This is a genomic window from Heliomarina baculiformis, from assembly GCF_019966545.1.
In the GTDB taxonomy this organism is placed as follows: Bacteria; Pseudomonadota; Alphaproteobacteria; order Rhodobacterales; family Rhodobacteraceae; genus Heliomarina; species Heliomarina baculiformis.
The window spans coordinates 1-26982 of record NZ_JAIMIC010000013.1 but is presented as its reverse complement, the minus strand read 5'-3'; the positions used below and the strand labels follow the sequence as shown (position 1 = coordinate 26982).

27 protein-coding genes and 1 pseudogene are annotated in these 26982 nt (G+C 60.0%); 9 read left to right on the top strand and 19 right to left on the bottom strand.

From position 1 onward, the window contains the following. Positions 1-5: 5 nt before the first annotated feature. The 4 genes from MF268_RS21865 to MF268_RS21850 form a co-directional block, all read right to left on the bottom strand. Complete coding sequence (locus MF268_RS21865) at positions 6-3161, bottom strand: efflux RND transporter permease subunit (protein ID WP_238372963.1); 3156 nt, start codon at positions 3159-3161, stop codon at positions 6-8. Further along, entirely contained in the window at positions 3158-4594 is a 1437-nt protein-coding gene (locus MF268_RS21860; protein ID WP_067293091.1) for an efflux RND transporter periplasmic adaptor subunit, read from the bottom strand. Before MF268_RS21860 ends, MF268_RS21865 begins: the two co-directional genes overlap by 4 nt. Further along, positions 4591-4989: a FixH family protein gene (locus tag MF268_RS21855; RefSeq protein WP_067293094.1), complete on the bottom strand. Its 399-nt coding sequence runs from the start codon at positions 4987-4989 to the stop codon at positions 4591-4593. The genes MF268_RS21860 and MF268_RS21855 overlap by 4 nt, the downstream gene beginning before the upstream one ends. A gap of 526 nt (positions 4990-5515) precedes the next feature. Beyond that, complete coding sequence (locus tag MF268_RS21850) at positions 5516-7843, bottom strand: heavy metal translocating P-type ATPase (RefSeq protein ID WP_238372962.1); 2328 nt, start codon at positions 7841-7843, stop codon at positions 5516-5518. 216 nt (positions 7844-8059) lie between these two features. Here MF268_RS21850 and MF268_RS21845 point away from each other — a divergent pair, with 216 nt between their 5' ends. Together MF268_RS21845 and MF268_RS21840 are read left to right on the top strand one after the other, a co-directional pair. Further along, entirely contained in the window at positions 8060-10411 is a 2352-nt protein-coding gene (locus MF268_RS21845; protein WP_190325599.1) for a heavy metal translocating P-type ATPase, read from the top strand. A gap of 61 nt (positions 10412-10472) precedes the next feature. Beyond that, entirely contained in the window at positions 10473-10973 is a 501-nt protein-coding gene (locus tag MF268_RS21840) for a L,D-transpeptidase family protein (RefSeq protein ID WP_067293139.1), read from the top strand. Positions 10974-10998: 25 nt separating this feature from the next. Here the strand turns inward: MF268_RS21840 and MF268_RS21835 are convergent, their stop codons facing one another. From MF268_RS21835 to MF268_RS21785, 11 genes are all read right to left on the bottom strand, one after another. Then, positions 10999-11163: a hypothetical protein gene (locus MF268_RS21835; protein ID WP_170134538.1), complete on the bottom strand. Its 165-nt coding sequence runs from the start codon at positions 11161-11163 to the stop codon at positions 10999-11001. Then, positions 11160-12656 (bottom strand): apolipoprotein N-acyltransferase, encoded by a 1497-nt coding sequence (gene lnt / locus MF268_RS21830; RefSeq protein ID WP_238372961.1) that lies wholly within the window; start codon positions 12654-12656, stop codon positions 11160-11162. Before lnt ends, MF268_RS21835 begins: the two co-directional genes overlap by 4 nt. A 45-nt stretch (positions 12657-12701) precedes the next feature. Continuing rightward, positions 12702-13178: a signal peptidase II gene (gene lspA / locus MF268_RS21825; protein WP_067293102.1), complete on the bottom strand. Its 477-nt coding sequence runs from the start codon at positions 13176-13178 to the stop codon at positions 12702-12704. 3 nt (positions 13179-13181) lie between these two features. Next, positions 13182-13964, bottom strand: coding sequence for a ZIP family metal transporter (locus MF268_RS21820; RefSeq protein WP_090270173.1), 783 nt, complete (start codon positions 13962-13964; stop codon positions 13182-13184). A gap of 10 nt (positions 13965-13974) precedes the next feature. Continuing rightward, complete coding sequence (locus MF268_RS21815; protein WP_067293107.1) at positions 13975-14427, bottom strand: DUF411 domain-containing protein; 453 nt, start codon at positions 14425-14427, stop codon at positions 13975-13977. 20 nt (positions 14428-14447) lie between these two features. Next, positions 14448-15797 carry a M23 family metallopeptidase gene (locus MF268_RS21810; protein ID WP_238372960.1) on the bottom strand — a complete coding sequence of 450 codons (1350 nt, stop codon included), beginning with the start codon at positions 15795-15797 and terminating at the stop codon, positions 14448-14450. Next, complete coding sequence (locus tag MF268_RS21805; protein ID WP_111550079.1) at positions 15794-16417, bottom strand: SCO family protein; 624 nt, start codon at positions 16415-16417, stop codon at positions 15794-15796. Before MF268_RS21805 ends, MF268_RS21810 begins: the two co-directional genes overlap by 4 nt. An 8-nt stretch (positions 16418-16425) precedes the next feature. Then, positions 16426-16857 carry a copper chaperone PCu(A)C gene (locus tag MF268_RS21800; protein ID WP_067293146.1) on the bottom strand — a complete coding sequence of 144 codons (432 nt, stop codon included), beginning with the start codon at positions 16855-16857 and terminating at the stop codon, positions 16426-16428. 70 nt (positions 16858-16927) lie between these two features. Beyond that, a complete protein-coding gene (locus tag MF268_RS21795) occupies positions 16928-17590 on the bottom strand; it encodes a DsbA family protein (protein WP_067293112.1) in 663 nt (220 codons plus the stop codon). Further along, entirely contained in the window at positions 17587-18030 is a 444-nt protein-coding gene (locus tag MF268_RS21790; RefSeq protein ID WP_007120864.1) for a disulfide bond formation protein B, read from the bottom strand. Before MF268_RS21790 ends, MF268_RS21795 begins: the two co-directional genes overlap by 4 nt. Continuing rightward, positions 18027-18635, bottom strand: coding sequence for an SCO family protein (locus MF268_RS21785; protein ID WP_067293115.1), 609 nt, complete (start codon positions 18633-18635; stop codon positions 18027-18029). Before MF268_RS21785 ends, MF268_RS21790 begins: the two co-directional genes overlap by 4 nt. A 178-nt stretch (positions 18636-18813) precedes the next feature. Here MF268_RS21785 and MF268_RS21780 point away from each other — a divergent pair, with 178 nt between their 5' ends. From MF268_RS21780 to MF268_RS21750, 7 genes and pseudogenes are all read left to right on the top strand, one after another. Next, positions 18814-19242, top strand: coding sequence for a MerR family transcriptional regulator (locus MF268_RS21780; RefSeq protein ID WP_024099356.1), 429 nt, complete (start codon positions 18814-18816; stop codon positions 19240-19242). Further along, a complete protein-coding gene (locus MF268_RS21775) occupies positions 19209-19565 on the top strand; it encodes a YnfA family protein (protein ID WP_201120810.1) in 357 nt (118 codons plus the stop codon). The genes MF268_RS21780 and MF268_RS21775 overlap by 34 nt, the downstream gene beginning before the upstream one ends. Before the next feature lie 113 nt (positions 19566-19678). After that, a complete protein-coding gene (locus tag MF268_RS21770) occupies positions 19679-20296 on the top strand; it encodes a cation efflux transmembrane domain-containing protein (protein ID WP_238372959.1) in 618 nt (205 codons plus the stop codon). Between the two features lie 86 nt (positions 20297-20382). Continuing rightward, a complete protein-coding gene (locus tag MF268_RS21765; protein ID WP_067293121.1) occupies positions 20383-21153 on the top strand; it encodes a transglutaminase-like domain-containing protein in 771 nt (256 codons plus the stop codon). After that, positions 21143-22051: pseudogene (locus MF268_RS21760) on the top strand (cation diffusion facilitator family transporter). Before MF268_RS21765 ends, MF268_RS21760 begins: the two are co-directional and overlap by 11 nt. After that, complete coding sequence (locus tag MF268_RS21755; RefSeq protein WP_238372958.1) at positions 22044-22601, top strand: methyltransferase family protein; 558 nt, start codon at positions 22044-22046, stop codon at positions 22599-22601. Before MF268_RS21760 ends, MF268_RS21755 begins: the two are co-directional and overlap by 8 nt. A 108-nt stretch (positions 22602-22709) precedes the next feature. Then, positions 22710-23300 (top strand): L,D-transpeptidase, encoded by a 591-nt coding sequence (locus MF268_RS21750; protein ID WP_067293148.1) that lies wholly within the window; start codon positions 22710-22712, stop codon positions 23298-23300. A gap of 370 nt (positions 23301-23670) precedes the next feature. Here the strand turns inward: MF268_RS21750 and MF268_RS21740 are convergent, their stop codons facing one another. The 4 genes from MF268_RS21740 to MF268_RS21725 form a co-directional block, all read right to left on the bottom strand. Then, positions 23671-24336 carry a L,D-transpeptidase gene (locus MF268_RS21740; RefSeq protein ID WP_067293124.1) on the bottom strand — a complete coding sequence of 222 codons (666 nt, stop codon included), beginning with the start codon at positions 24334-24336 and terminating at the stop codon, positions 23671-23673. A gap of 254 nt (positions 24337-24590) precedes the next feature. After that, on the bottom strand, positions 24591-25748 hold the full coding sequence (gene repC, locus MF268_RS21735) for a replication initiation protein RepC (RefSeq protein ID WP_067296140.1): 1158 nt from the start codon (positions 25746-25748) through the stop codon (positions 24591-24593). Between the two features lie 220 nt (positions 25749-25968). Further along, positions 25969-26610: a hypothetical protein gene (locus MF268_RS21730; protein ID WP_328586507.1), complete on the bottom strand. Its 642-nt coding sequence runs from the start codon at positions 26608-26610 to the stop codon at positions 25969-25971. A 97-nt stretch (positions 26611-26707) separates the two neighbouring features. Further along, on the bottom strand, positions 26708-26982 hold a 275-nt coding region (locus MF268_RS21725; protein ID WP_337926830.1), incomplete at its 5' end, for a hypothetical protein.

Genomic DNA, 26982 nt, shown 5'->3' with positions numbered 1-26982 from the left:
TTCCGCTACACCTGCTCTGCGGCCCGGTCGAGAGGCCAATGATCCGCGGCGACAGTTTTCTTCAGGCTCCAGCCCTTGATGATACCGTAGACCGCCGGAATCACGATCAGGGTCAGTAAGGTGGACGACACCATCCCGCCGATCATCGGGACGGCGATGCGCTGCATGATTTCAGAGCCTGTGCCGTGCGCCCAAAGGATCGGCATCAGGCCCGCCATGATCGCTACAACCGTCATCATCTTGGGGCGCACTCGATCTACTGCACCCACCATGATCGCGGCGTAATGTTCGTCGCGGGTCAGGTCCCGACCGTCCGCGCGGTCACGCGCTTCATTCAACGCCTGATCGAGATAGATCAACATGATCACCCCGGTTTCAGCCGCCACCCCGGCCAGCGCGATAAACCCGACGGCCACCGCAACTGACATATTGAAGCCCATGAACCACATGAGCCAGATGCCACCTACCAAAGCGAAGGGCAGCGACAGCATCACGATCAAGGTTTCCGTCAGGCGGCGGAAGTTTAGGTAAAGCAGCAGGAAGATCAGCGCCAGTGTCAGCGGCACAACGGTGGCCAGCCGCTGTTTCGCACGTTCAAGATATTCGAACTGGCCGCTCCAGCCCAGGGAATAGCCAGGTGGCAGGGTGACGGAGGTCGCGACTGCCGCTTGAGCTTCCGCCACGTAGCCGCCTAGATCGCGTCCGATGATATCGACGAAGATATAGACGGCAAGCTGTCCGTTTTCGGTCCGGATCGAAGTGGCGCCACGGGTGCGTTCGATGGTGGCCACATCTCCCAGCGGAATGGTGCCTCCGTCCGGCAGTGCAACCTGAACCTCACGCCCGATGGCCTCCGGATCTGACCTCAGGGTCGCCGGATAACGCACAGCGACGTCGTAGCGCTCGCGGCCCTCGACGGTCTGCGTGATCGCCTTGGCTCCCAGGGCCATGCCGATCACCTCTTGCACATCCTGCACCGACAGGCCGTAGCGGCCAAGCGCCGTACGGTCCGGGGTGATGTCGAGGTAATAGCCGCCGATCACCCGTTCGGCATAGGCGCTGGTCGTTCCGGGCACCGTGCGTACCACGGCTTCGACCTCGCGGGCGACCTTTTCCATCTCGGTCAGACTCGTGCCATAAACCTTGATGCCCACCGGCGTGCGGATACCGGTGGATAGCATGTCGATCCGGGCGCGGATCGGCATGGTCCAGGCGTTCGATACGCCGGGAAATTGCAGCGCGGCGTCCATTTCCTGCCGCAGGCTTTCGGTGGTGACACCGGGGCGCCACTCTGCCTCGGGTCGTAGCTGGATGATGGTTTCGAACATTTCAGTTGGCGCGGGGTCTGTGGCAGTCAATGCACGTCCCGCCTTGCCGAACACCGACAGCACCTCGGGGAAGGTCTTGATGATGCGGTCCTGTGTTTGCATCAACTCTGCCGCCTTCGTCACAGACAAGCCGGGCAAAGTCGTCGGCATATACATCAAGGTGCCCTCGTTCAGGACAGGCATGAACTCCGACCCCAGCTGCCGCGCGGGCCAGATCGTAACGATCAAGGCGAACAGCGCCACGATGATGGTGAGGCTTTTGGCCTTCAGCACCGCGCGGATGATCGGGCGGTAGACGGCGATCAGCGCGCGATTCACCGGATTCCTGTGTTCAGGGATGATCCGGCCGCGCACGAAGACCACCATCAGCGCAGGCACCAGCGTCACCGACAGGAAAGCAGCCGCCGTCATCGAAAATGTCTTGGTATAGGCCAGGGGGCCGAACATGCGTCCCTCCTGTCCTTCCAATGCAAAGATCGGCAGGAAAGACACGGTAATGATCAGCAGACTAAAGAACAGCGCCGGGCCGACCTCGCTTGCGGCTTCGATCAGCACCTCGATGCGGGGCTTGTCGGGGGCGGCACGTTCCAGATGCTTGTGCGCGTTCTCGATCATCACGATGGCGGCGTCGATCATCGCGCCGATGGCAATCGCAATGCCGCCAAGGCTCATGATGTTGGCACCGATCCCGAGAAATTTCATTGCGGTGAACGCCATCAGCAGACCCACCGGCAGCATGATAATAGCCACAAGGGCAGAGCGGACGTGCAGCAGAAAAATGATCGTGACTCCGGCCACGACGAGACTTTCTTCGAGAAGCGTGGTTTTCAGCGTCTTGATCGCCGACAGGATCAGGTTGGACCTGTCATAGACCGGTACGATGTCGACCCCGTCAGGCAGGCTTTGAGCCACCACGCCCAGTTCTGATTTGGCGTTTTCGATCACATCCAGTGCATTGGCACCCACCCGTTGCAGCACGATGCCACTGGCGACCTCGCCCTCACCGTTCAACTCGGCGATGCCGCGGCGTTCATTGGGGACGATTTCGACCCGCGCGACATCTTTCAGGTTGATCGGCACCCCGCCGATACTGCGCAGGGTGATGTTGCCGATATCCTCGGTTCCCGCCAGATAGCCCCGCCCGCGCACCATGAATTCAAACTCGGACAGTTCGACCGTGCGCCCGCCGGTGTCCATGTTGCTTTCAGAGATCGCCTTGCCGATATCGGACAGAGTGATCCCCTGCGCCCGCATCCGCACCGGATCCAGAGTGACCGAGTATTGCTTGACGAAGCCGCCGACGCTGGCCACTTCGGACACGCCCTCGGCGCGGCTTGCACCATATCGGACGACCCAATCCTGCAACGACCGCAATTCCGCCAGCGACAGATTTTCCCCGGTGATCGCGTATTGGTAAACCCAGCCAACCCCGGTCGCATCAGGCCCAAGCGTGGGCGTCACGCCGTCGGGCAGCCGAGCGGCGGCGGCGTTGAGGTATTCCAGAACGCGGGACCGTGCCCAATAGGGGTCCACACCGTCCTCGAAGATAATGTAGACAAAGGAAATGCCGAAGAACGAAAACCCGCGCACGACGCGGGATCGCGGCACCGTAAGCATCGCCGAAGTCAGCGGATAGGTGACCTGATCCTCGACGACCTGCGGAGCCTGGCCCGGATAATCGGTCAGCACGATCACCTGCACGTCTGACAAATCGGGAATAGCGTCGATCGGCAAGTTGCGCAGTGACCAGACCCCTGCGGCGATGATCAGGGCCGTGGCGAAGAACACGAGAACAAGGTTGCGGGCGGACCATTCAATGACACGCGAGATCATTCGCCTGCCTCCGGGGCAGTCAGCGCAGCCAGGGCTGCGTTCAGGTTGCTTTCCGCGTCGATCAAAAAGGTAGAGGTGGTGACAATGCGGTCGCCCTCCACAATGCCTTCAAGGATTTCCACCATCCCAGCTGCCTGCCGCCCCAGCACCACATCCTGCGGAGCGAATTTCCCCTCCCCCAGATCTCTGATCACCACCTGACGGTCGCCGGTGTCGATCACCGCCGTTTCCGGCACCTGCACCACGGGCGCACCGTCGCCCGTCGCCAAAGCCACATCAGCGAACATGTTGACAAGCAAGCGACCCTCAGGGTTGGACAGGTCGACGCGGACGCGTGCCGTCCGGGTCTGCATATCGACCTCAGGGTAGATCTTGTCGATAACGCCGCTGAAGGTCTCGCCCGGCAGGCCTGGAAAGGTGATCGTCGCAGCGTTTCCATCCGAAAGACCCGCGAGCGCAGATTCCGGCACGTCCGCGATGACCCAGACAACCGATGTATCGGCAATACGAAACAGCGTTTCTCCAGCCTCGGACATCATGCCTTCGACGGCCATTCGTTCCAGAACCACGCCCGACCGCGGTGCCATCAGGCTGATTTGCACCGGCGTACGCCTTTCCGCCGCGATCTTGTCGATCACTGACACGGGAACACCCAGGTTTGCCAGCCTTTGACGGCTGCCTTCCACGCGCCCTTCACCACTTCGCAGGTCCGAAACATACTGTGCGGCCGCCGAGACGATATCCGGAGAATAGAGCATCGCCAGCGGTTCGCCTGCTTCAACGATTGATCCGGTCGTTACATCCTCAACTTCTTCGATGAACGCATCCGCACGCAATGAAATGACGCTGACTCGACGGTCGTCCAGCGCGACGATCCCCGGCGCACGCACCGTTGTTGCCATGGGATCAAACACCGCAATTGACGTACGCACGCCCGTGCGTTGCAGCTTGCCGGGAGATACGGTCACTGATCCGGCATCGCTTGCCTCGTCGGCATAGACGGGCAGGTAGTCCATCCCCATGGAATCCAGCTTTGGCACCGGCGACGTATCAGGCAGGCCCATCGGGTGGCGGTAGTAGAGTAGGGTTCGTTCGACACTCTCTGCCTCTAGGGGCGTGATCGCCTCTGGATCAAACGATACGTCTTCGCTCGCCAGGACCGGTAAAAAGGACTTTCCATCGGCAGTCTCGGTCGGCGTAGCGGACCATTCGGCGAGACCGTCAGGGTGTCGGTAGTAGATGACCGGGCCTGTCGGCGTTCGGGTTGCGGCTGGCATTGCTTCAGCTTGCCGTCCCATCAGCGCGGTGAATTTCGTCTGCGCCACATTTGCCAGCATAGCAGGCGTCCAACCCTTGACGCCTGCCGCGAGGCCCGCCCATCCAGCCGCGCCGCCAACCACGCCGATAAGCACTAATTTGCCAAAGACGCTCATGGCAGCACCTCGAGCACGATTTGCGCCTGAACAGTTTCAGGTTCACCCTGCACCTTGGCCGCAACGGAAAACCGCCAGTTTCCGTCCATCGTCAGATCGGCGGAAAAACGATATAGACCCGGCTCTTTGCCAGGCAGCGCCACGACTGTCGAAGTCATCGTCTCCATGCCGTCCGGCTCCATATCCAGCCTTGTAGCAAAGATGACGGCGCCTTCGACGGGCGCATTGGTCCGGGTATCAATCAGACGAAGCTCCAGAACCGCGCCGTCTCCGAAGGGATAGGTCGTTTCGATGAGAACGAGGTTGTAATCAGATGCAGCCGCCTGTGCCATCGGCACGGAGAGCTGGGTCGCGACCACGAGGGTCGCAAGAAAGGTGGGGATATAGCGGAGCATGATACGCCTATTTTGACGGGCAACAGGAACGCCAGCCATCGTATCGACCCTGAGTCTATACGTTACATCGGCGCGTGGATTTTGGTGCGAAAGGCACCTGACCCGTCATGCCTTGGGCGGTCTTTGAAGCCCAATGTCCGCATGTTGTCGGTGGGCTGCCGCCTCGGCCCGTGAGAACTCTGCGCTTCCGGGGCCCCGCAAGCTCGCTAGAGTTGCTCGTTCCAGCCCCAGCACAATCGGGGCTACCCGACATTGCATCGTCGAAATGCAAGCAGCATCGCATTCCGGCATGTCCGGGCAGTCATCTGGACAGCAATCGCTTTGCATGACCATCGAAGACCCTGAATCCACGCTTGAAATGGACGCATGGCCGATTTGCGCCAGAACAACGCCAATCAAAAGAGTAAGCAGAAAAAGGCGCGTTTTGAGTATCATCGGTCAGCTATGTTGGATTTCTGACAGACCAGCAATACACGTTTTGCTGAAATGGATAATTGACCGACTTCACGTTCAAATCGCGGACCCGCTAAAGCTTCAATCGCCTCAGCCTGAGAGCGTTTGCGATGACCGAGACTGAAGAAAGGCTCATCGCGGCTGCGGCGATCATTGGTGACATTAATAGGCCGAAGACCGGGTAGAGGACCCCTGCCGCGATTGGAACACCGAGCGTGTTATAGGCAAACGCCCAGAACAGGTTCTGGCGAATGTTGCGGATCGTCGCCACCGCCAGTGTCCGCGCCTTGACGATGCCGTTCAGATCCCCGCGCAACAGCGTGATGCCCGCACTTTCAACCGCCACGTCCGCGCCCGTACCCATGGCAAGGCCGACGTCCGCTGCGGCCAGGGCTGGCGCGTCGTTGACACCATCACCCGCCATCGCGACCTTTCTGCCTTCGGCGTGCAGCTCGTCCACCAGCGCCTTCTTATCTTCCGGCAGAACGCCGGCCCGAACCTCGTCGATTCCAAGCCGCTGCGCCACGGCCCTGGCGGTGCGTTCGTTGTCACCTGTCGCCATGATGATCCGCAGACCTGCCTCGTGCAGCACCTTGATGGCTTCGGCAGTCGACTCCTTGATCGGGTCGGCCACTGCGACGATGCCGGACAGCTTACCTTCAATGGCTACGAACATGGCAGTCTTACCCTCGGCCCGTAGAACATCTGCCGCTTCCTCCGCCGCAGATGTGTCGAGAGACATGTCGCGCATCATTGCGGTATTTCCAAGTGCGACAGCCCGCCCCAAGACAGTTCCGCGCACGCCTTTTCCGGTCACCGCCTCGAAGTTTTCGGCATTGCCGACCTTAATACCCTTCTCCTTCGCACCCTCCACGATGGCCTCCGCCAACGGGTGCTCCGAGCCTTTTTCCAGGGCGGCAGCTAGGGTTAGAATGGTTTCCTCGCTTTCGTCGCCCAGAGCGGCCACATCGGTCAGCTTCGGCTTCCCCTCGGTCAGGGTACCCGTCTTGTCCACGATCAGCGTATCGACCTTGGCCATGCGTTCCAGAGCTTCGGCGTCCTTGATCAGCACACCCGCCTGTGCACCGCGCCCCGCGGCCGTCGTGATCGAAATCGGGGTCGCCAGACCCAGAGCACAGGGGCAGGCGATGATCAGCACCGACACCGCCGAGGCAATGGCAAAGACCAGAGCAGGTTCGGGTCCGAAGCTCAGCCACGCGACGAATGCGAGCAGCGCGATCAGGACAACGGTCGGCACGAAGTAGGATGAGACCTTGTCGGCAAGACCCTGAATCGGCGCGCGGGACCTACGCGCGTTCGAAACCATCTCGACGATCTGGCTCAGCATCGTGTCGGCACCCACGCGCGCGGCCTCGATGACAAGGGATCCGTTCTTGTTGATCGTGCCGCCGGTGACGGTATCGCCGGGACCTTTTTCGACCGGCAGGGGTTCGCCGGTGATCATGCTCTCGTCGATGGACGACGTACCGTCCATGACCGTGGCGTCGACGGGGATCGCGTCGCCTGGGCGGACCCGCAGACGATCCCCCTCAACGATGTTTTCCAGCGGCGCGTCATACTCTGTGCCGTCGGGCAGGATACGTCGCGCGGTTTTCGGGGCCAGGTCGAGTAGTGCCCGAATGGCATCGCCGGTCCGTTCCCGCGCCCTCAGCTCCAGAACCTGCCCGACAAAAATCAGGGTGATGATGACAACGGCGGCCTCAAAGTAGGTGCCGACGCCCGCGCCCATCCGGTAGACCTCCGGAAACACGCCCGGAAGGAACGTAGCCACCAGCGAATAGATGTAGGCCGCACCGACACCGATGGCGATCAGTGTCCACATGTTGGGCGAGCGGTTCATGATCGACGCCCATCCCCGCTCGAAGAAGGGTTTCGCCGCCCATAGGACGATTGGTGTCGCCAACGCGAACTCGACATAGGTCGCCAGTTGATGCCCGATCCAGTCTCGGACGGGCAGACCGACCAACTCCCCCATGGTTAGGATGACCAGGGGAACGGCCGCGGCGGCACTGATCCACATGCGGCGGGTGAAGTCGGTCAGTTCCTGACTGGGTTCATCCGACGGTAACATCGGTTCCAGCGCCATGCCACAGATCGGGCAAGATCCGGGTTCATCACGTACGATATCAGGGTGCATCGGGCATGTATACTGCGCGCCTGCTTGTGACGTCATGCGACGATCCGATGCCTTGCCAGGGGCGTAGTAAACTGGATCAGCCTTGAACTTGGTATGGCACTTGTCGGAGCAGAAATAGAAAATTTCACCGTCATAATCTGCACGGCGTGCGTCCGGAGAAATTGTGACGGACATGCCGCACACCGGATCCACGGCATGATCCGACGACCGCTCTGACGCATCCTTGCCTACTATCTGATCCATTTCCCAGCCTTTCAAAAACTACACTGGGACCGCAAATAGTGCTTCCCGTAGATGGAAGGTCAAGTCCAATCGCCTCGCTGTCGCGCCCGAACAGTTCAGAGGAGGTACAGTGCTGATTGTGATGGCCTTAATCACAGAACATCCCAAGAAACTTCTTGAACCTCTAGCAACTGAAGCTCCTATCTTTGGCTCAACGCTTATTCTCAGAGGTTTCCCATGTCCCACGACGGTCCAGACACGCATCCGCACGGTCATCAGGATGATCGCAAAGACACAAAGGCTTGCTGTGGCCAGACGGCCGAAGACACCGCGCAGGTGGCAGCACCTCCACCATCCTCCGGACGCAGTTTTCGCGTTAACGGGCTGGATTGTGCGGAAGAGGTCGCGATCCTGAACAAGGTCGTCGGGCCGGAAGTCGGCGGCAGCGAGCATCTGGCCTTCGATGTGATCAACGGGCGCATGACCATCCTCAAAAGCGCCAAACCGCTCAGCGACGATAAGATCATCAAGATCGTCGGCTCGACCGGTATGAGCGCGAAGATGTGGGATGCCGAAAGCGCCGAAGCGGATCAGGCGGCGCATTTCGCACGTCAACGCCTCTTCACCGGACTCAGCGGCGGCTTCTGGGCCGCCGGGTTCCTTTACCACATCGTCGAGACGGGGGCGGGCGGCGCGCTGCGGCTCTTCTCCGGTCATGGCGAGACGTCTATGCCTCTGGTCGAGATGGGGCTGTTCATGCTGGCGGTGGTGTTCGGAGCCTGGCTGGTCGCCCCCAAAGCATGGTCCGCCGCGCGTAGATTGTCGCCTGACATGAACCTCCTGATGATCGTTGCCGTAGCCGGTGCGATCGGGCTGGGCGAGTTTTTCGAGGCGGCGACGGTCGCATTCTTCTTTGCTCTGTCCCTCGCTCTCGAATCCTGGAGCGTGGGGCGTGCGCGCAACGCGGTCTCGGCCCTGTTGGACCTGGCACCACCCACGGCGCGCGTCATTCGCGCCGACGGATCGGAGACCGATGTTCCTGCGGCTCAGGTTGCGATCGGTGACCGCTTCGTAGTGCGCGGCGGAGACCGCATCCCGCTCGACGGAGAGGTGACCGAGGGTCGCGGCGATGTCGATCAGGCTCCGATTACAGGGGAAAGCGCACTGGTCGCCAAGGAAACTGGCGACGAAGTCTATGCAGGGACGATCAACGGTGATGGCACGCTGACGGTCAGGGCCACCAAGGCCGCAGGCGATACCGTGCTATCGAAAATCATCCGCATGGTAGGCGATGCGCATTCGCGCCGGGCCGAGGTGGAGCAATGGGTCACGAAATTCGCCCGCATCTACACGCCCATCGTGATGGCGCTGGCGATTCTAATCGCCGTCGTTCCGCCGCTGCTGTTCGCGGGGGCATGGAATTACTGGTTCTACAATGCGCTGGTTCTTCTGGTAATCGCTTGCCCCTGTGCGCTCGTGATTTCTACGCCGGTCTCCATCGTCGCTTCGCTCGCGGCCTCGGCACGCAATGGCGTGCTGATCAAGGGCGGTGCCTATGTGGAGGCTCCGTCACGCCTGACAGCTCTGGCAATGGACAAGACCGGGACGATCACCATGGGAGAACCGGAGGTCGCGGGCCTGCATCCTTTAGGCGGCACGGTCGAACGCGACCTTCTGAGCGCCGCTGTCGCGTTGGAAGCCCGCTCTTCGCATCCTCTGGCGCGGGCCATCCTGGCGCGCGGCGAACGCGACGGGTTGAAGCAGTCGGCGGCTACCGACACCAAAACGGTGCCGGGCCGCGGTGTCGAGGGAACCTGGGAGGGTCAGCCCGTCTGGCTCGGCTCGGATCGATTTGCGACCGAGAAGGGGCTTGGCGAAGCGATCCCCCGCGACCTGCTGGAACGGATCGAAGGGGCTGGCAGCACACTCGTTGCCGTAGGCTCCGCGGACCGCCTGCTGGGCCTGATCGAACTGCGCGACCGCATCCGCCCGGATGCGAAGGTGGTCGTGGCACGCCTGCATGCCCAGGGCGTAAAAAAGATCATCATGCTGACCGGCGACAATGAACGCACGGCGCGCGCCGTGGCGGCGGAAGTCGGCATTGACGAGGTGCGCGCGGAACTGCTGCCCGAAGACAAAGTGACGGCAATCGAGGAACTCGTTGCCAACTATGATGTCGTGGCAATGATTGGCGACGGTGTGAACGATGCACCTGCCATGGCGCGGGCGCATTTCGCCATCGCCATGGGTGCGGTCGGATCGGATGCCGCCATTGAGACCGCCGATATCGCGCTGATGACGGACGACATCGCCAAGGTGCCATGGCTGATCGGGCATTCGCGCCGCACCATGAACGTCATCCATCAGAACATCGCAATTGCGCTTGCGACGAAGGCGCTGTTCGTCGGGCTGACAGCGTTCGGCATGGCAACAATGTGGGGTGCCATCGCTGCGGATGTCGGCGTTTCGCTACTGGTAGTCGCCAACGCGCTCAGGCTGCTCCGGGCCAAGAAGGACCGGCCGGACGGGTCCGGGGGAGAGCAAGTGGGAGAGAAGATGGCGCAGGGAGCCCTAGCCCACGGCCATTGATTGATCAGGCATACCGATACCGATATGAGTGGACAGGTAAAAAGATCGAGCGGACGACATGATGAAAACGACACGACGAACGGCACTCTTGGGCGGACTTGCACTTGGCCTTGCAGGGTGCGCCAGCAAATTCCGAACCTACGAGGGGCCCGAGGTCACCCGGTTGCAGATGTTCAAAGGTGACCGGAACCTGTTCCTGTTCGACAATACCTCGGTCCTGAAAGCCTACAGGATAGACCTCGGTTTCGCGCCCGAGGGGCCCAAGCGGTTCGAGGGTGACGGGAAAACGCCCGAAGGGGCTTATACCGTCGACCGACGCAATCCCGACAGTCTGTTCCATCTCTCCATCGGAATCTCTTATCCGAACGAGGCCGATATCGCCTTCGCCGCTGCACAGGGACGTGAGCCAGGCGGCGACATTTTCATCCATGGCGGGCCACGACCCGGGATCGACGCGATCAAGCCAGACTGGACGGCGGGTTGCATCGCGGTGTCGGACCGCGAAATTGAGGATATCTACGCGATGGTGCGGGACGGGACGCCAATCGACATATTCGCCTAGCGCCTATCCGGCCTTGGACGGCGGTTCATAGAACCCGTGCAAGAACGATCGAGGCGAACAACGCCAGGAGTCCGAATGCGATCGCGGAACTTGCCGCGTACTGGGCGATGTCCAGCCTGTTGCCGCCACGCTTCTTGGCGAGATATCCGCCCCATGCGGCGCCGGCCAATGCTCCGAAGATCACGATCACGGTGCCTTTTCCTTTCCAATAGTCAACCCAATGGCACCCGCGATGCACGCTGCCAAAACGAGCAGGAACATCATCTGCCCGTATTTCGCGAATGACGTGGCCGGGAGCGCAGCTGGCAAGCGGGCGTCCAAGAAGCCGGTCTCATCCAGCCCAAGGCGGGCGACGATGCGGCCGTACCCATCGATAACTGCTGAAATGCCCGTGTTGGCCGCGCGAACCATCGGCAGCCCCTCTTCGACCGCGCGCATCCTGGCAGAGGCCAGATGTTGCCGGGGACCGAGAGACGCACCGAACCAAGCGTCATTGGTGGCGTTGAATATCCAGTCCGGACGCGAAGCGGCGTCTACGACACGTCCCGGAAAAATCGCCTCGTAGCAGATCGAAAGGCCGACCGGAGATAAACCGGGTAGCTCAACGGTCTGAGGGCCGGGACCGGGAGTGAAGTCCCCAAGCCCAATTGTCAGTCGCTGGAGCGGAAGAAAACCCCGCAGGGGAACGTATTCCCCGAACGGCACGAGATGATGCTTGGCGTATCTCGTGACGATCCGTCCGGTCTGATCGACCGCGAGGATCGAATTTCTATAGCGTGTGCCAGTGCCGGCCGACTCGCGCGTCTGCGCACCGGTCAGAAGAACACGGCCCTCAGGCAGACGTTCGGCAATTTGATCCAACATTTCAGGATTCTCATCAAGATAACCGGGAAATGCACTTTCAGGCCAGAGAAGGACGTCGAAGCTGCCAGACTGCGCGGACAGGTCCAGATAGCGGGATATGTTCCGGTCGCGGAACGCGGGGTCCCATTTCTCCGTCTGAAGAATGTTTCCCTGAACGGTCCTGACGGTTGTGTCTGTTGGCGGTGTGGTGGCCATAAGGCGAACCGTACCGAGGGTTCCGGCACCCCCCACCACCGACATGAAAACAAATGCGGCGAACGCATTTTGCCGACGATTCCGCATGAGGAGCGTTACGGGCAGGACCGACAGCAGAACTGTGAGGAGGCCAAGTCCGTAGCTGCCAACCCATGCGGCCATTTGGCGTGGAATATCGTAGTCGGCCCACGTGTAGGCAATAAGGTTCCAGGGGAAGCCTGTCAGCATGGTGCCGCGCAGCCATTCCGAAACCGACCAGCAGACCGCGAAGATCAATGCGCCGGAGACACCTTTCGTCCTGCTCCATGCGAACGCTGCCATTGCCGCCGCTGGGAACAGCGCAAGGCCGGCGGCCAGTCCAGCCACCGCAGGAACGGCCATCCAGGCGAGCCGCTCCGGGTCGACGAAAAAGCTCTCCGCGATCCAGGACAATCCGAACAGGAAGTAGCCAACGCCGAACGCCCATCCGGCAAGTCCGGCCCGCATGCGGCTCTCTCCGACCGTGAGGAGATACAGCGCGCCAAACGCGACGGGCAAAAGCACCGGCATCGAGAATGGTGGCAGAGCGAGAACCGCCAAAGCGCCGAGGCCGAATGCACAGAATGTGAGGATGATACCTGACATTCCGGAAATGCGGAGAACAGTGATGCCGATTGAAATCACCGAGATCTATCTTGAGGTTTCGGACGCAGCGACCTTTTCGCGCCCCGAGAAGATCAGCAAAATCCCGACGCCGCAGACCACGAAGACATCCGCAAGGTTGAACGCTGGCCAATGCGCCGTTCCGAGATAGAAATCCAGAAAATCGGTCACCCCTCCAAAGCGAAGACGGTCCACGATATTCCCAAGAGCGCCGCCGATCACCATGCCGTAGGCAACCGCCTCGGCTGCCTGCGTTGCCCGGATCAGTGAAACGACGAGGAACAGAACGACGGCGGTGGCGACCAATGCAAGGACCCACCACGGCACATTTTGAAAGAACCCAAAGGTCACGCCGTAGTTGCGGTGGAAGATCAGGTTAAAGCCGGGGAATACAGCGACGCCGGTGGCGAGCGCTTCTGCGTTCGCAAGCACGAACGCCTTCGATGCCTGATCGGCGGCGAGCGCCGCGACAGCTGTACAAATGCCGATGGAACGAGTTGCCATGGATCACCCCAACCAGACATCGAGGAACAGCATGACGACGAGCCCGATCGCGAGCCCGGTCGTCGCCTGCTTCTGGTGGCCGCTGCGATGGGTTTCCGGGATGATCTCGTGACTGATGACGTAAAGCATCGCACCCGCCGCAAAAGCCAGACCCCAGGGCAGGAGAGGCTGCGCCACGACGATCACCGCGGCACCGAGAAAACCTGTGACGGGTTCGACCAGACCGGTCAGTGCCGCAATGCCAAAGGCGCGGCCCGCCGAGTATCGCTCGCCCAGTAGGGCGACTGCAACAGCCAGCCCTTCAGGCGCATTCTGCAATCCGATCCCGAGAGCGACGGGAAATCCGCCTGTAAAACCATCAGCTCCGAACGCAACGCCGACGGCCAAACCCTCCGGCGCATTGTGGATCGTGATGGCGATGATGAAGAGCCAGACACGGCGCAGCGAGACCGCCTCCGGGCCTTCGCGCCCGCTGCTGAAATGCTCATGCGGGATCATTTCGTTCATCATGGCGACCGCGCCCATGCCCATCAGGATCGCAGCACAGACGATCAGCGCCGGTATCGCGCCATCCCCGTATCGGCCCTCCGCTGCGTCGAGTGCCGGTATAATGAGAGAAAAGAAAGACGCGGCAAGCATGACCCCGGCGGCAAAGCCGAGCGAAATATCGCGCCATTTGCGTGAAGGGGTCTTGCCGAGAAGCACGGGCGTCGCCCCGACGGCGGTCATGAGACCGGCGGCCAGGCTGCCTAGAAAGCCCAGTGCGACTGGTGAGAGTGTTGTGATTTGCTCCACTTTAACTCGCCGGATAGGACGAAAAGATCTCAGTGGAGCCGTCGGATTTCACCAGAAAGACATCGTAGGCTTCGGCAGCGTCGCCGAAATCCATGCCGGGCGAGCCGATGGGCATGCCGGGCACGGCCAGGCCTATGGCATCGGGACGTTCTTCAAGCAGTCGAGTAATATCGGCTGGCGGAACGTGACCCTCGATGGTGTAGCCTTCGACGGTCGCCGTGTGACAGGAGAACATATCGACGGGAATACCGCGATCCATCTTCAGACGGATCAACGCCCCGCCCATATTCTCACCTTCAGGGGCAAAATCGGCCTCGGACAGCTTTTCCATCCAGGCAAGGCAACAACCGCAGCCGCGCGTCTTTCCGACGTGGATAGCGGTCTGGGCGGTCACGGCCGTCGCGGCAACAATCATGAGGGTCGCAGCCGCCAAGGTTTGAAACCTGTTTTTCATCGTAATTCCTGTCAAATTAGTCATGTGTCTTCGCGAAGAACGGTCACGAACCGTGTGCGCGTCGCTTCAAGGATTTCAGTGGCGTCCGCAGTGTCGAAATTTTCGACAGAGGCGAGCAATTCCTCCCCGAGCGGATCGATAGGTCGGCCGTCCACGCGCACTTCGTAGTGAAGGTTCGGAGCTGTCGCCGTGCCTGTCTCACCGACCTGGCCAATCGTTTCGCCCGCGACCACGCGGTTTCCGACGGCCAGACCCTCCGGCACAGCGCTGAGGTGCGCATAGCGGGTCATTGTGTCTGACCCGTGCGCGATCTCGACCACCCGGCCATACCCGCTCCGCCATCCGATGAAGGAGACCCGTCCGGGTGCGGTCGCTGCAATCGGTGTCCCCGCAGCGGCGGCATAATCGACACCTGTGTGCATCCGCAGATTGCCGTAGATCGGATGCTTGCGCTGCCCGAAGACCGACGACAGTCGTGCGCCTTCCACCGGCGGCGCGACCGTCCGCAGGATTTCATCATTCAAATAGACCGTTGCCCGCCCGCTGTCTTCGGCTGACCAGAGGATTTCGAAGCGGTCGTCGGCCAGATCGAGGGCCGCATAGGAGATTGACGGTTGACCGACCTCTGAACCATCGCGAAGGACGGTCTGACCCCAAAGAATATTCAGGGTCTCTCCGCCTTGAAGATCCCTGCGAAAGTCGACCGTTTCCCCGAGGATTTGTGCGAGATCGACGGCAAAACGGGCCGGGACGCCTGCTCGATCCAGCGAAGCGTAGATCGACCCGTTTACCAGCAGCTGGCTCGCACGCTCGACTGTCAACGCGCTCGGCGTTACCGTCCGACTCGCAATGGTGTCGTCCAGGGTGACTTCGATCCGCACACCGTCAACGACAGCCAACGTCACAACGGATGGCGTGCCGTCCGGGCGAAAGTCGACGCTCGGACGATGGCCCGGTCGAAGGCGGCGCAGGTCGTATTCAACCGTCAGTGCCAGTGCGACTTCGGTCCGTGTTTGCGCATCCATGTCCGCGAGAGAGAGAAGCACGTCCAATGTGTCACCCGCCTCGACCGTCGCCTCCCAAGGCGGCGTGGCGAGGGCCTGAACAAGCGCCATCAGATTATCTGGCTCGGCCCGTTCCAGTGCGGGAAACTCAGGCGGCTGAAAAGCGGCCGGAAGCATATTCGGCATCGTCTCGCCAGATGCGTTGACGCCTGGTCCATCGAGAGGTTCGGGTGGACTGTCCAAGGCTTCCGGAGCCTCGGAAAAGATGTACTCGGGCGGCGCCTCCAGGATCAAAGCCCGGCTCGCTATCGTGCTGACCGCTGCCGCGGCCATTGTCGTTCCCAGAACGATATGTCTCAGTTTCAAGATTCTGCCCTCTCGGTTCTGTTCTGCATCGCGCGCCTTATCTTCGGCACGGCGAATTCGCGTGGTTCGTGATAGTCGATGGTGGTGACGAAGCGACCTGTTGCATCGAACAAGAAAACACCCGCCGTGTGGTTCATCGTATATTCGCCGTTTTCCCCCTCAACCTTCTCATAGGTGACACGGAAACAGTCGGCGATGGCGGCGATCTGGTTGGGCGGGCCCGTCCATCCCTGAATCTGCGGATGGAAATACGAGACATACTCGGCCATGGTCTCGACCGTGTCGCGGTCCGGATCTACGGTGATGAAAACGGTATTCAGGTCTTCGGCGTCCGGCCCAATCTCGTCGAGCCATCCGGAAATGTCCGAGAGGGTCGTCGGGCAAACGTCGGGGCAATAGGTGAATCCGAAGAAGACCAGACTCGGCTCGCCGATGAGGGTTTCCGGGCCGACATCCCGACCATCCTGATCCGTCAGGCTGAATTCCATAGCAGTCAGCGGTAGAGACCGCTTGCCCGGCGCGGCGTCAGCGCCAGGCCCATCCACCTGCCACCAGCCGACAAACAGGGCGGCAAAGACCGCCGCCGCCCCGATCGCTGCGATTTTGGCCACCCTCATCATCAGCCGGATCAGCCTTCGGGGCCGCGTGCGCCGATGCCAAGGACCGGGACGGTGATTTCAAGCTCTGTTCCATCGGAAAAGAGCAGGGTCAGCGGAAAGGTCTCCCCCTCGACGAGCGGAGATTGCAGTTGCATGAGCATGGCGTGATATCCGCCGGGTTCAAGGGCGAACATACCCCCGGGCGGGATCACGATATCGTCCGCCGGAGCCATGCTGCTGACGCCGTCAGAATTGGTTCTGGTTTCGTGGATCGAAGCCATGCCGGAGATCTCCGCGCGAAGACCGATAAGGGAGATCGGATCGCTGCCCTCGTTCCGAACGGTCAGATAGGCCCCGCCGGGCCGCGACATTCCAAGGCTCGCGCGCGCCCAGGGGCTCTCGACCACAATCGATGCGTTCTCTGACAACTGCTGCGCTGAGGATGCCATTGGCAAGCCCATCAGAAGGGCGACAGACAGGCTCTGGATTGCCTTTGCGAAGGTTTTGAACACGTTGGGTCTCCTGTTCGTTCTAGTTTGTTGCCGCAGCCTCGACTTCGGCTTGGACGAGCGACAAGAGCTGCTCCGCACTGAACTCTGGCAAAGGCTTACCGTTGACGAAGAACGTCGGTGTGCCCTGAATTCCGACAGCTTCGACGTCGGCCCGGTCCTGATTGAGGACGCCGACGATGCTGGGTGACATGATCTGATTTGCGGCGGCTTCTGTGTCCAAGCCCGCCGCTCCGGCGATCTCCATGATGCGCTCCGCTGCCGGAGCGCCGTGAGAGGCCCAGGCGGGCTGATTTTCAAGCAGCGCTTCCAGCACGGGAACAAAAACGTCCTGCAACCGGGCCGCTTCCAGCACCTTGATTGCCAGCTCGGACCCCTCGCCGTGGAACGGAGTGTAGCGCATGACGACGCGCACATCGTCGGGGTATTGCGTCAGTATCTGCTTCACGATGGGATGGAAGGCGCGGCAGGCCTCGCAGGCCGGGTCGAAGAACTCCACGATGGTCACTGGCGCATCCTCACGCCCGAGTATGGGAGAATAGGACCGAACAAGACGATCCTGTTGTTCCAGCGGAGCGGCTGTCGCCACCGGGGTCGGATCGGGGCGCGATACGAACCAGACACCAGCCACGAAAACGGCCAGTACCAGAGTGAGTGTCGCGAGCAGAAGTGTCTTTCGGTTCATATTGATATCCGTCGAAGTTGAATGAGAAGGACAAGGATTGCCCCGAACGTCAGCAGGGAGAGCAGAGGGATTGGCAGGCCAAGGATCAGCATCGCGTCATCGGTGCAGGATGGCCCGGACGCCGTGCAGGGGACGATCGGCGCCGGCACGATCCCTGCGTAAAGCAGGGAATGGTAAAGGGCGACGGCACCACCCAGAACCGCGAGCGGCGCGGCATAGCGCCAGATCGAGAGGTCGGCGCGCCACGCCGCCACCCCGAGGATGATCGCGAGCGGAAACATGAAGGCACGCTGGAACCAGCACAGATTGCAGGGGGTCTGCCCCAGAACCTCTCCGATGAAGAGCACGGCAAGCGACGCGGACAAGGCGACGAACCATGCCGCGAAGAGGAAAGCCACCGGGCTCGCGGCGCTTGGCGTTGCGTCTGGGCTAGCTGTCACGCGCCGATCCTTTCGCGAAGATCAGTAACGATCAGTCCGGGTTCCTCGTCGTATTCGTAGATGCGGACAAATTCGCTTTCCGGATCGAAGAGAAGGAAGGACGACGTATGCCCCATCGTATAGCCGTCGGGCGCCGAGGCTTCCTCGATCTTCTGGTAGTAGATCTTGAAGGTCTCGGCAGTGCGTTCGATTTGGTCCGGCGGTCCGCTCAACCCAAGGATCCCCTGACCAAACTGGGGAACGTAGTTGGCCAGAGCACTTGGCGTATCCCTTTCCGGGTCAACCGTGATGAACAGGGGCTGGACGGCGGAATTTTGGGTGCCGAGCTCGTCCATGACCTGCGCGATGGTTGCGAGCCCCATGGGACACACGTCGGGGCAGTTCGCAAATCCGAAAAAGACGAGCATCCAGCGCCCTCGGAAATCCTCGTCGGTCTGCACCATACCGGTATGGTCCGTCAGCTCAAAATCCGCAGTGAAACTCTCGGCCTCAGGATCAACACGCGCGGCGACCGGTCCCTGATTGCGTTCAGTCATCCAAAGCGTGGCTGACACCGCCGCAGCGACAACCACTGCCGACCAGAGAACTATCCGGACCTTCTTCATTGCTTGCGCTACCCACCTGTTCAGTTTGTCTGTGCGCGGGATACAAGCTACAGCAGATAGAGGTTCAAGCGAAAAGTTACTTTTTGTTGTCCGAAGTCACGCCAAAGTGAAACCTTTGTCTTTTCAATGGAGTTGTCTCTTCAGTAAGCTACAGTCTTTGTAGATTGAAGGATCGCACATGCTGGCAATTGGAACACTCTCGCGGAGAACCGGAACCAAGGTTCAGACGATCCGCTACTACGAAGAAATCGGTTTGATGAACGAGGCCGGAAGGACCGCAGGCGGCCAGCGCCGTTACTTTGAAAAGGACCTCGACCGGCTGGCTTTCATCCGGCACTCACGCCAGCTCGGATTTTCGCTCGACTCCATCCGGGAGCTGCTGGACCTCTCGGACAACCCGTCCCAATCCTGCGCGGAGGCGGATTCGATCGCGCGTCGGCAACTCCACCAAGTCGAACAGCGGATCAAGCGTCTGCAAGCGCTTAAGAAGGAATTGAAACGCATGGTCGCCGAATGCGACGGTGACAGCGTTGCGGAGTGCAAGGTTCTGGAGGTCCTTCGAGACCATGCGGAATGTCTGACCGAGCACGACGAGATTGGGGCTTGAACGTCGCAATTGCCTATCCGCTAGCTGCTGTCGCAGAGATCAGCGGGTGTTTCGCTATCTGGGCGTGGTGGCGTCTTGGGGCATCACCGCTCTGGCTCGCACCCGGCATATTCGCGCTCGCGCTTTTCGGCTGGTTGCTGGCGCAGGTCGAAACCAGCGCAGCGGGCTGCGCTTTCGCAGCCTACGGCGGCATCTACATCGGGGCCTCCATGCTCTGGATGTGGTTCGTCGAGGGCCAGCGACCTGACAGATGGGACTTCATAGGGACGTCTATCTGTTTGATCGGTGCCGCGATTATTCTTTCGGTGCCGAGAGAGACGTAGATAAATTCTCTTGGATCTACAGTCGCTAGAGGTTCTATATATCTTTTTGATAGCGGCATCCGAAGAGGGCGTTTCTGCCCCCTTTCTTAGAAATCGGAAGGTTTGCCAGTTCGATGGTCGAAAGCGAATTCAGCGGGAAGAATGAAAAAGAGCGCCAGACGCTCTGGATTGTTCTCGGTCTCAATCTCGCAATCGTTGCGGGGTTCTTCGCCACGGGAGCTATCGGCGATTCCAGCGCCCTGATCGCCAATGGTCTCGACAACACATCCGACAGCCTCGTCTATGGCATCAGCCTACTGGCCTTGTCCCGGTCGTCGAAGTGGAAGCGGGGTGCCGCGAACGTATCCGGCGGATTGCTTCTGATCTTTGCGGTTGGCATTCTGATTGACGCTTGGCGGCGCTATGTCGGCGGTTCCGAACCGCTCGGAACTCTGATGATCGCAATGTCGCTGATCGCTGCGGTCGTCAACCTCGCCTGCATCTGGCTGCTCGGGCGACTGAAGGAACCGGACGTGAACATCCGGGCCGCCAACACCTTCAGCCTCAACGATTTCGCATCGAACGGCGGCATCCTGATCGCGGGCGGTCTCGTTTGGTGGTTGGGCAGCAACTGGCCCGACCTCGTTGTCGGGGTCGCGGTGGCTGGCATCGCGGCGTGGGGCGGCATAGGCATCCTGCGGGACGCGCATGACGAGCATCACAAGGCAGTTCACAATCACCAACCAGAATAGTCTCTCGCGTCGCGACAAGATAAAGGTTGAAGCTACAGTGACTGTAGAAACTATCATCTCTGTATAGTTGATTCTAGGAAACGCTCATGACCCCTGTTGACCCGCTGCTTTCGTCGACGCCACTCTTGGATTTCAGGCATCCTTCACTTGCCGCTCTGATCGCCGACCGGGGGTGGGGAACCTTGCCGTTGCATGATCGAATTGGTGCAATCTACGACTTCGTGCGAAACGAGATCGACTTTGGCTATAACCGCGCCGACGACATTCCTGCCTCTGAAGTACTCGACGACAGGTATGGACAATGCAACACGAAGGGAACGCTGCTGATGGCGCTTCTACGCGCTGTCGGCGTAAGATGCCGCTTGCACGGCTTCACAATCCACAAAGCGTTGCAACGGGGCGTCGTGCCTGAACTGATCTATCCGATCGCACCCGCAGAAATCCTCCACTCATGGATCGAGGTCGAGACCGAGGCAGGATGGGTCGATCTTGAGGGCTTCATCCTCGACACACCCTTCCTGTTGGCCCTGCAGCGGTCGTTTCCCGAGACACGGTCCCTATGCGGCTACGGTGCCGGGACCGACTGCTTGAGCGCACCGCCAGTCGGATGGACGGGGGAGAGTACATATATCCAGAAGACCGGCATCGCCCGCGATTTTGGAACATTCGATAATCCTGACATGTTTTATGAGCACCATCGTCAGGCGTTTGGCCCCCTGCGCGACTGGATCTATCGGCACCTCATTCGCCATTGGATGAATGCCCGCGTCAGGGCGATCCGCGCTGGTCGTTTGCCAAGCGTTCCAGGGCTCAGCCGGCCAAACCACGGCCATGAGGAGGCTTCTCGTGCCGCATGATCATGCCCATATGGAGCCTAAAGAAGGCGACCGGCGGGTTGCCATTGCCATCTGGGCAAACGGCCTCCTGACGGTCGCGCAGATTGTCGGCGGGATACTATCCGGCAGCCTCGCGCTGATCGCGGATGCCATCCACAACTTCTCCGACATGGCGTCGCTCGTCATCGCATTCGGCGCGCGCAAGATCGCGCGCCGCCCGGCCGATGCGAAAATGACCTTCGGATATGGCAGGGTCGAGATCGTCGCCGCGCTTATCAATTATACCTCGCTGATCATCATCGGCCTTTATCTGGTCTATGAGGGCGCGATGCGGTTTGTTGATCCGCCCGAAGTCGCGGGTTGGACCGTGGTCATCCTGGGCAGTGTGGCGCTGTTCATCGATACCCTCACCGCGTGGCTGACCTATTCGATGCAGAAAGGCAGCGTGAACATCCGGGCGCTGTTCCTCCACAACCTCAGCGATGCGCTGGCGTCTGTGGCCGTGATCGTCGGTGGCGTTCTCATCCTTCTCTACGATGTCCGCTGAGTTGATCCGGCGATCACCATCGGGATTGCCGCCTATATCCTCTGGCTCGCCTTCAGCGAGATCGGTGGCCCGATCCGCACCCTGATGTTGGGAAGCCCGCCCGATATCGACACGGACAAGGTTATCGCGGCCGTGGAGGACGTGGACGGAGTCGAGGAAGTTCATCACGCACATTTCTGGCAGATGCAGGAGCATCGTGCGGCGCTCGATACCCACGTCGTAATCGCCGAGGACCGCTGGGATGACCTCGAAAACATCAAGACGGCAATCAAGACCCGCCTCGACGAGGAATTCGGGATCGACCACTCAACGCTGGAGTTTGAACGCTCAGCGACCAAACATCGGGACGCACACAGGTATGGTCATGGGTGACCTCAAAACCGTGGTTCTCGTGCTGGGTTGTGCGGCCAATCTGTTGCTGGTCGCGGGTATACTCTGGTCCATGTTCCAACCGGAGCGACGAGTCTGGCCGCCGATTCACTCTACAGGAGCCCACAAGATTGTCGTCTGGGGACTTACGTGCGTCGGCTTCGGATCTGCCATCGTTTTGGCCCTGCTAGAATGGGGTGAGCTCGACTTCCCATGGATCATACGTTGGGGTCTAGGGCTTTGTCTGATCGTTCTGGGCAATGCCGTTGTCTGGTCCGGTGTGATGCAACTTGGGATGGCGGCGACGAGTGGTGATGAAGGCGTTCTGCGGACCCGTGGCCTTTACCGGTTCTCCCGCAATCCTCAGTATGTGGCTGACATGGCGATCCTCATCGGGATCGGACTGCTCTCCGCCTCGATCCTCGCGTGGCCAGTGATTATCACCGGCGCTACTGCATTGGCACTCGCGCCCTTCGCTGAAGAGCGCTGGTTGATTGATCGCTACGGGGAAGCTTACCGAGGCTACCTCCGCACAACCCGCAGGTTTCTCTGACAGCATAAGGACAGCTGATCTCACGGCTTTGTGAGTGGCAGCCTGTTGAAGCTCTAGTGGGTGGAGGTCCGAGAATAGTCCAAACAGATAAAATTTGAGGTTTTCATGATGAAACGAGCGAACGACATGTCAGTCACGCGCAGGGCTGCGCTCCTGGGGGCCGCCGCAAGCGGCTTGGTTCTCGGAACCGGCAGGGGAGTGGCACAGACAAACGAGGGTCTGGCGACACCGGCGGTGCGAAGCAATATTTCCGGGTTTAGGGTTGCGTCCTGGCAAGATCATTTTGACAACCTGCGGAATGGCGCGATTCTCTGCGACATTGACTCCCGCGCGGTGCAGTTCTGGTCGGAAGACGAAAACGTCTACAAGCTTTACCCCTCCAGCGTCCCTCTTACGGAGGAGTTGACGCGGCGCGGTTACACCGAAATCGTTCGCAAGGTGGATGGCCCGAGCTGGCGACCTACGCCGTCGATGAAGGAGCGCAATCCCGAATGGCCGGATTTCGTTGGCCCTGGCCCCGACAATCCCCTTGGAACACACGCCCTTTATCTGTCATGGCAGTACTACCGCGTTCACGGCACAGGTGACACGCGCAAGATCGGTCGACAATCGTCGAACGGCTGCATCGGCCTCTACAACGAACATATCGAAGAGTTGTTTGGATTAGCCGAGGTTGGTACTCAGGTTAAGTTGTTCTAAGGGCGGAAATTTTAAATATGCGAATTCATCTTGGCTTACTTCTCCCAGCAGCGTTTTTGTTGGGAGCGTGTTCCGCTTCTATTCCTGGCGGGCCCGACACTGCACAAAACAGACCACTGCCGGATGCAGTCGTCGCTATGGCCGCAACGGGTCAGGATCTTCAGTCCGCGCGCCTTTTGCCGGAAGACGGCTGCTACTGGTATCTGCACAACGGTCCCGTGGAAGTTACCCTGGTGCCGCTCCGAACCCCTCGCGGAAATCCGATTTGTACCGCGCCGGCGGCCTAGCGGGGTTCAGTAATCCGAAGTGCTCCCCGGCTAGGATAAACTCCCGTCACTTTCCCTGACCGATGGTGCTTTGGTACACGGCCTCAGCTTCCCGCAGTGACACTGTCCTCGGCCGAGTAGAGGAAAGCCGTCGAACCAATATCGACGTTGGGATAAAGCTCGTTTATGTGCGCCATGACCATTCTGACGCAGCCGGAACTTGCACGACCGCCAATGCTTCTCGGCTGTGGCGTACCGTGAATGCGGAGATAAGTGTCCCGGTCGCCGAGAAAGAGATAGAGAGCTCGCGACCCAAGCGCATTCTTAGGTCCGGGCTCCATACCGTCGGCGATATCAGCGTAGAGTTCTGGGTCGCGGTCGATCATGTTCTGCGTCGGCTGCCAATGCGGCCATCTGACTTTACGCTTGATCGTGTATGTACCTGGTTCGTACAGATCACCACGAGCAATGGCGACGCCATAGCGCATGGCAGTCCCGCCCTCCTCGATCTGATAAAGGTAGCGCGCAACCGCATCGACATGAATGTCGCCCGGTGTCAGCCGGTCTTTCGCGGCCACCCGGGTCGGGAGAAACCGCGGATGTAAGCCCCAGGGGTTCGAGGTTGCCGGGTCAAAGCCGGGCGGCGTCACCTGTGCGTCCCAGGCAACCTTCTGCGATTCGGTCGGCCAGGTATTTGCCAGCACCGGGCTGGCAACCGGAGCAGAAAAGAGGGCGGCGGTGGTCATCACGAAATGTCGTCTAGTCAGCATACTATACTCTTCCAGCTTTGTCTGGCGAATGCCGTGACACGAGAAACGGCGTTTGATGTACCATAGAACCTCTACCAACTAGAGCTTCAAGGAGTTTCTTCTGACACAGATTGATTGCTCGGCTTCTACATCTTGTCGCGTGGTCGATGGCGATTATTCGAGCACTTAATATAAATTACAGTCGTATTTTACATAAACTTCATTACGAGATTTTCAGCGCGTTTTTGGGCAAGTTCAGTTGCGGGTTGGAAACTCTACCTCACCCCATTGCGCCGTTTTTGCAGAGCCGCAACGCTTGCATCGAAGTCCAGCCTTCCTGCCTTGGCTCGACGGATCAGTTCGCGCATCAAACCGCCAGGATTGCGAACAGGGTAGCTCGGGTGATCTCGCTGCGCATCAACCAATAGTAGGCAGAAAGCCAACCCGTGGTCGCCCAAGGTGCTCTGGCCCTCGTGCCAAACTGAAGCATGGATATCGAGCATCGGCAGCAACGCCCAGGCAGCCTCGATGATGTCGCGCTCTTTGAGAGGTCGGTTCTGATCTCGGCTCGCGTCAAGCATCATGCGTAAGCCATCGCCGGCAATGCGATATAGATTCTCTGGCGTCAGAGCGGGTGGCGCGGGGCAGGGAATTGATGATGGCGGTTCACTCTGTGCGATTTCCGCGTGTCTTTCAGAGTTATCCACAGCGGGCGGCGTCTCTACAGTTTGAGTTTCTTCTCTGGTGTTTTGTGTAAAGGGCCGGAAGTTTTCCACTGGCTGGTCGGAAGAAAGCCCATGGTTTTCAAGCCAATCTTCAAGGCTGTTGCACAGATCGGAACTGGCCTTCAAATGGGCGGTAAGCCGCTCCAGACCAAGACGGCCTAACGCATCGCTGCGTGGCCATTCCGCAAAACTGGCCAGAATCCTGGCGATCTCAGGATCTTTGATAGCCAAGGAGGGCAGGGCGGCGATGCACCGCCTCATGTGACGCAAACGAAGGGACCGAAGATCCTTCAAAGCGCGCAAATGCCTCCGTTCCGCACGGAGCCGATCGCGAAGGGCTATGAATTCTTCCAGTCGCGCGATCAGCGGAGTCAGTATCAAGCCTAAGCCAGCACGCCCATAGCGGGCACCATTCGCCGCGACACGTTTCACGATCAGCCCAAGCTTGCACAGCGCGGCCTCATCCGTTCGCAACTGGCGCGACGTCTTGCCAAGTTCGACCGCTGCGAGATCCTGCGCGCCAAAAAACACCGGTTCACGATGGGGAGAGGTCCAGTCGGATGCGCGGGTGCGCCCGATGATGTAGTTCAGAACTGCGAGGCGCGCCGGGCGCAGGCCTATATGCGGGGCAACCTCTGAGATTAGCGCCATGACAGCCCCTTTGGTCCAGCCTTCCGGCAGGGTGGGATGGGTTTGGATCACGTTCATTGTCTTGTCCTTGTGAATTGGGACAAGGCTGCAACAGGGCATCCGTGTCCCAGCGAGAGACACGTTTTTTCGTTGCCTTGACTGTCGGGACTGCTAGAACGAGATCACAGTTTGATTTGACCTGTCGGAACGCCAATTCCGATGTTCTTTGAGCCCCTCGCTTGGTTGCCGCCTTGCGGGGGTTTCTTCTTTTCTATCGTTACCCTGTGATTGTTTGAGATCAGTAGTTGACCTGTTCGAAGCCATAGGTGCCCTCGAAATCCTCCCAATCGACGAACACAGCACGGACCCAGATATCGGGGCAGTTCTGACCGTATCGCTCGGCTCCTCGGAATGCCGGAGGAAGCGCGCTTACCGAGCTGTTTTGCCACCGAAATTGGCCGCCTTGATCGTACGTGCCACGCCGCACAGAAGCATGTCTGTTGCAATTCTCACGGCCCTCGTCCTGACGTGCCGTAACCTGGAAGACATCTATGGAGCGGATGAAATCAAAAGCGGGGTTCGTCACATCGATATCGGCGGCACGCCCGACAGCTTGGGCGAGCCGGAGCGTTTCTCGCTCTCGGGGCAGGGAGACTGCTGGACCCGGATTGAACCCCGCCAACCTGTAGAGGCGCTCAACCGGGTTCGGCGCTTCGAACTCAGCACGCATTGGACAACGCCAAATCTGCAGCGGTGGTTCGACCGGCCAGGGCGTGATCCGGCGGATAAACTCCGCGCGCGCGCGGGCACATGGGACCGAAGGAGGCCAACCGCCTGCGAGGCACAGGAGGATCGCACAATCGATCTGGTAGCCCTGTGCGGCGGCAGGTTTGGCAGCAAGCGGTGTAAGCCCGATCGCGATGATCACGGCAGTTGACACAAGCCGCCTCATGACAGAGCGCCACCGCTAACCCGTTGGCGTATAATAAGACTTATGTTAATTGTATCATAATTACTGACATATTTTGCGCGTCGTTTCATTGGAACATCTCCTGGTAAGCGTCAAGCACAAGACGGACTTCGGCCTGCGCAGACGCTGATGCTGCGGCGAGGCAATTCAGATAGGTTTGTGCCTCATTGAAGTAGGTGTTGAACTCGGCTCTGATGTCGTCGCCATACTCGTTCAGGAGCGCAGGCGAGGCCGCCAACTCCGGCCGCAACGGCAACACGCAGTGCATCGCCAGCGTCTCGGCGGTTGCTGGGATCGCTAGGGCGATGAATGTGCTACATGCCAGCAACCGCGACATCTGGT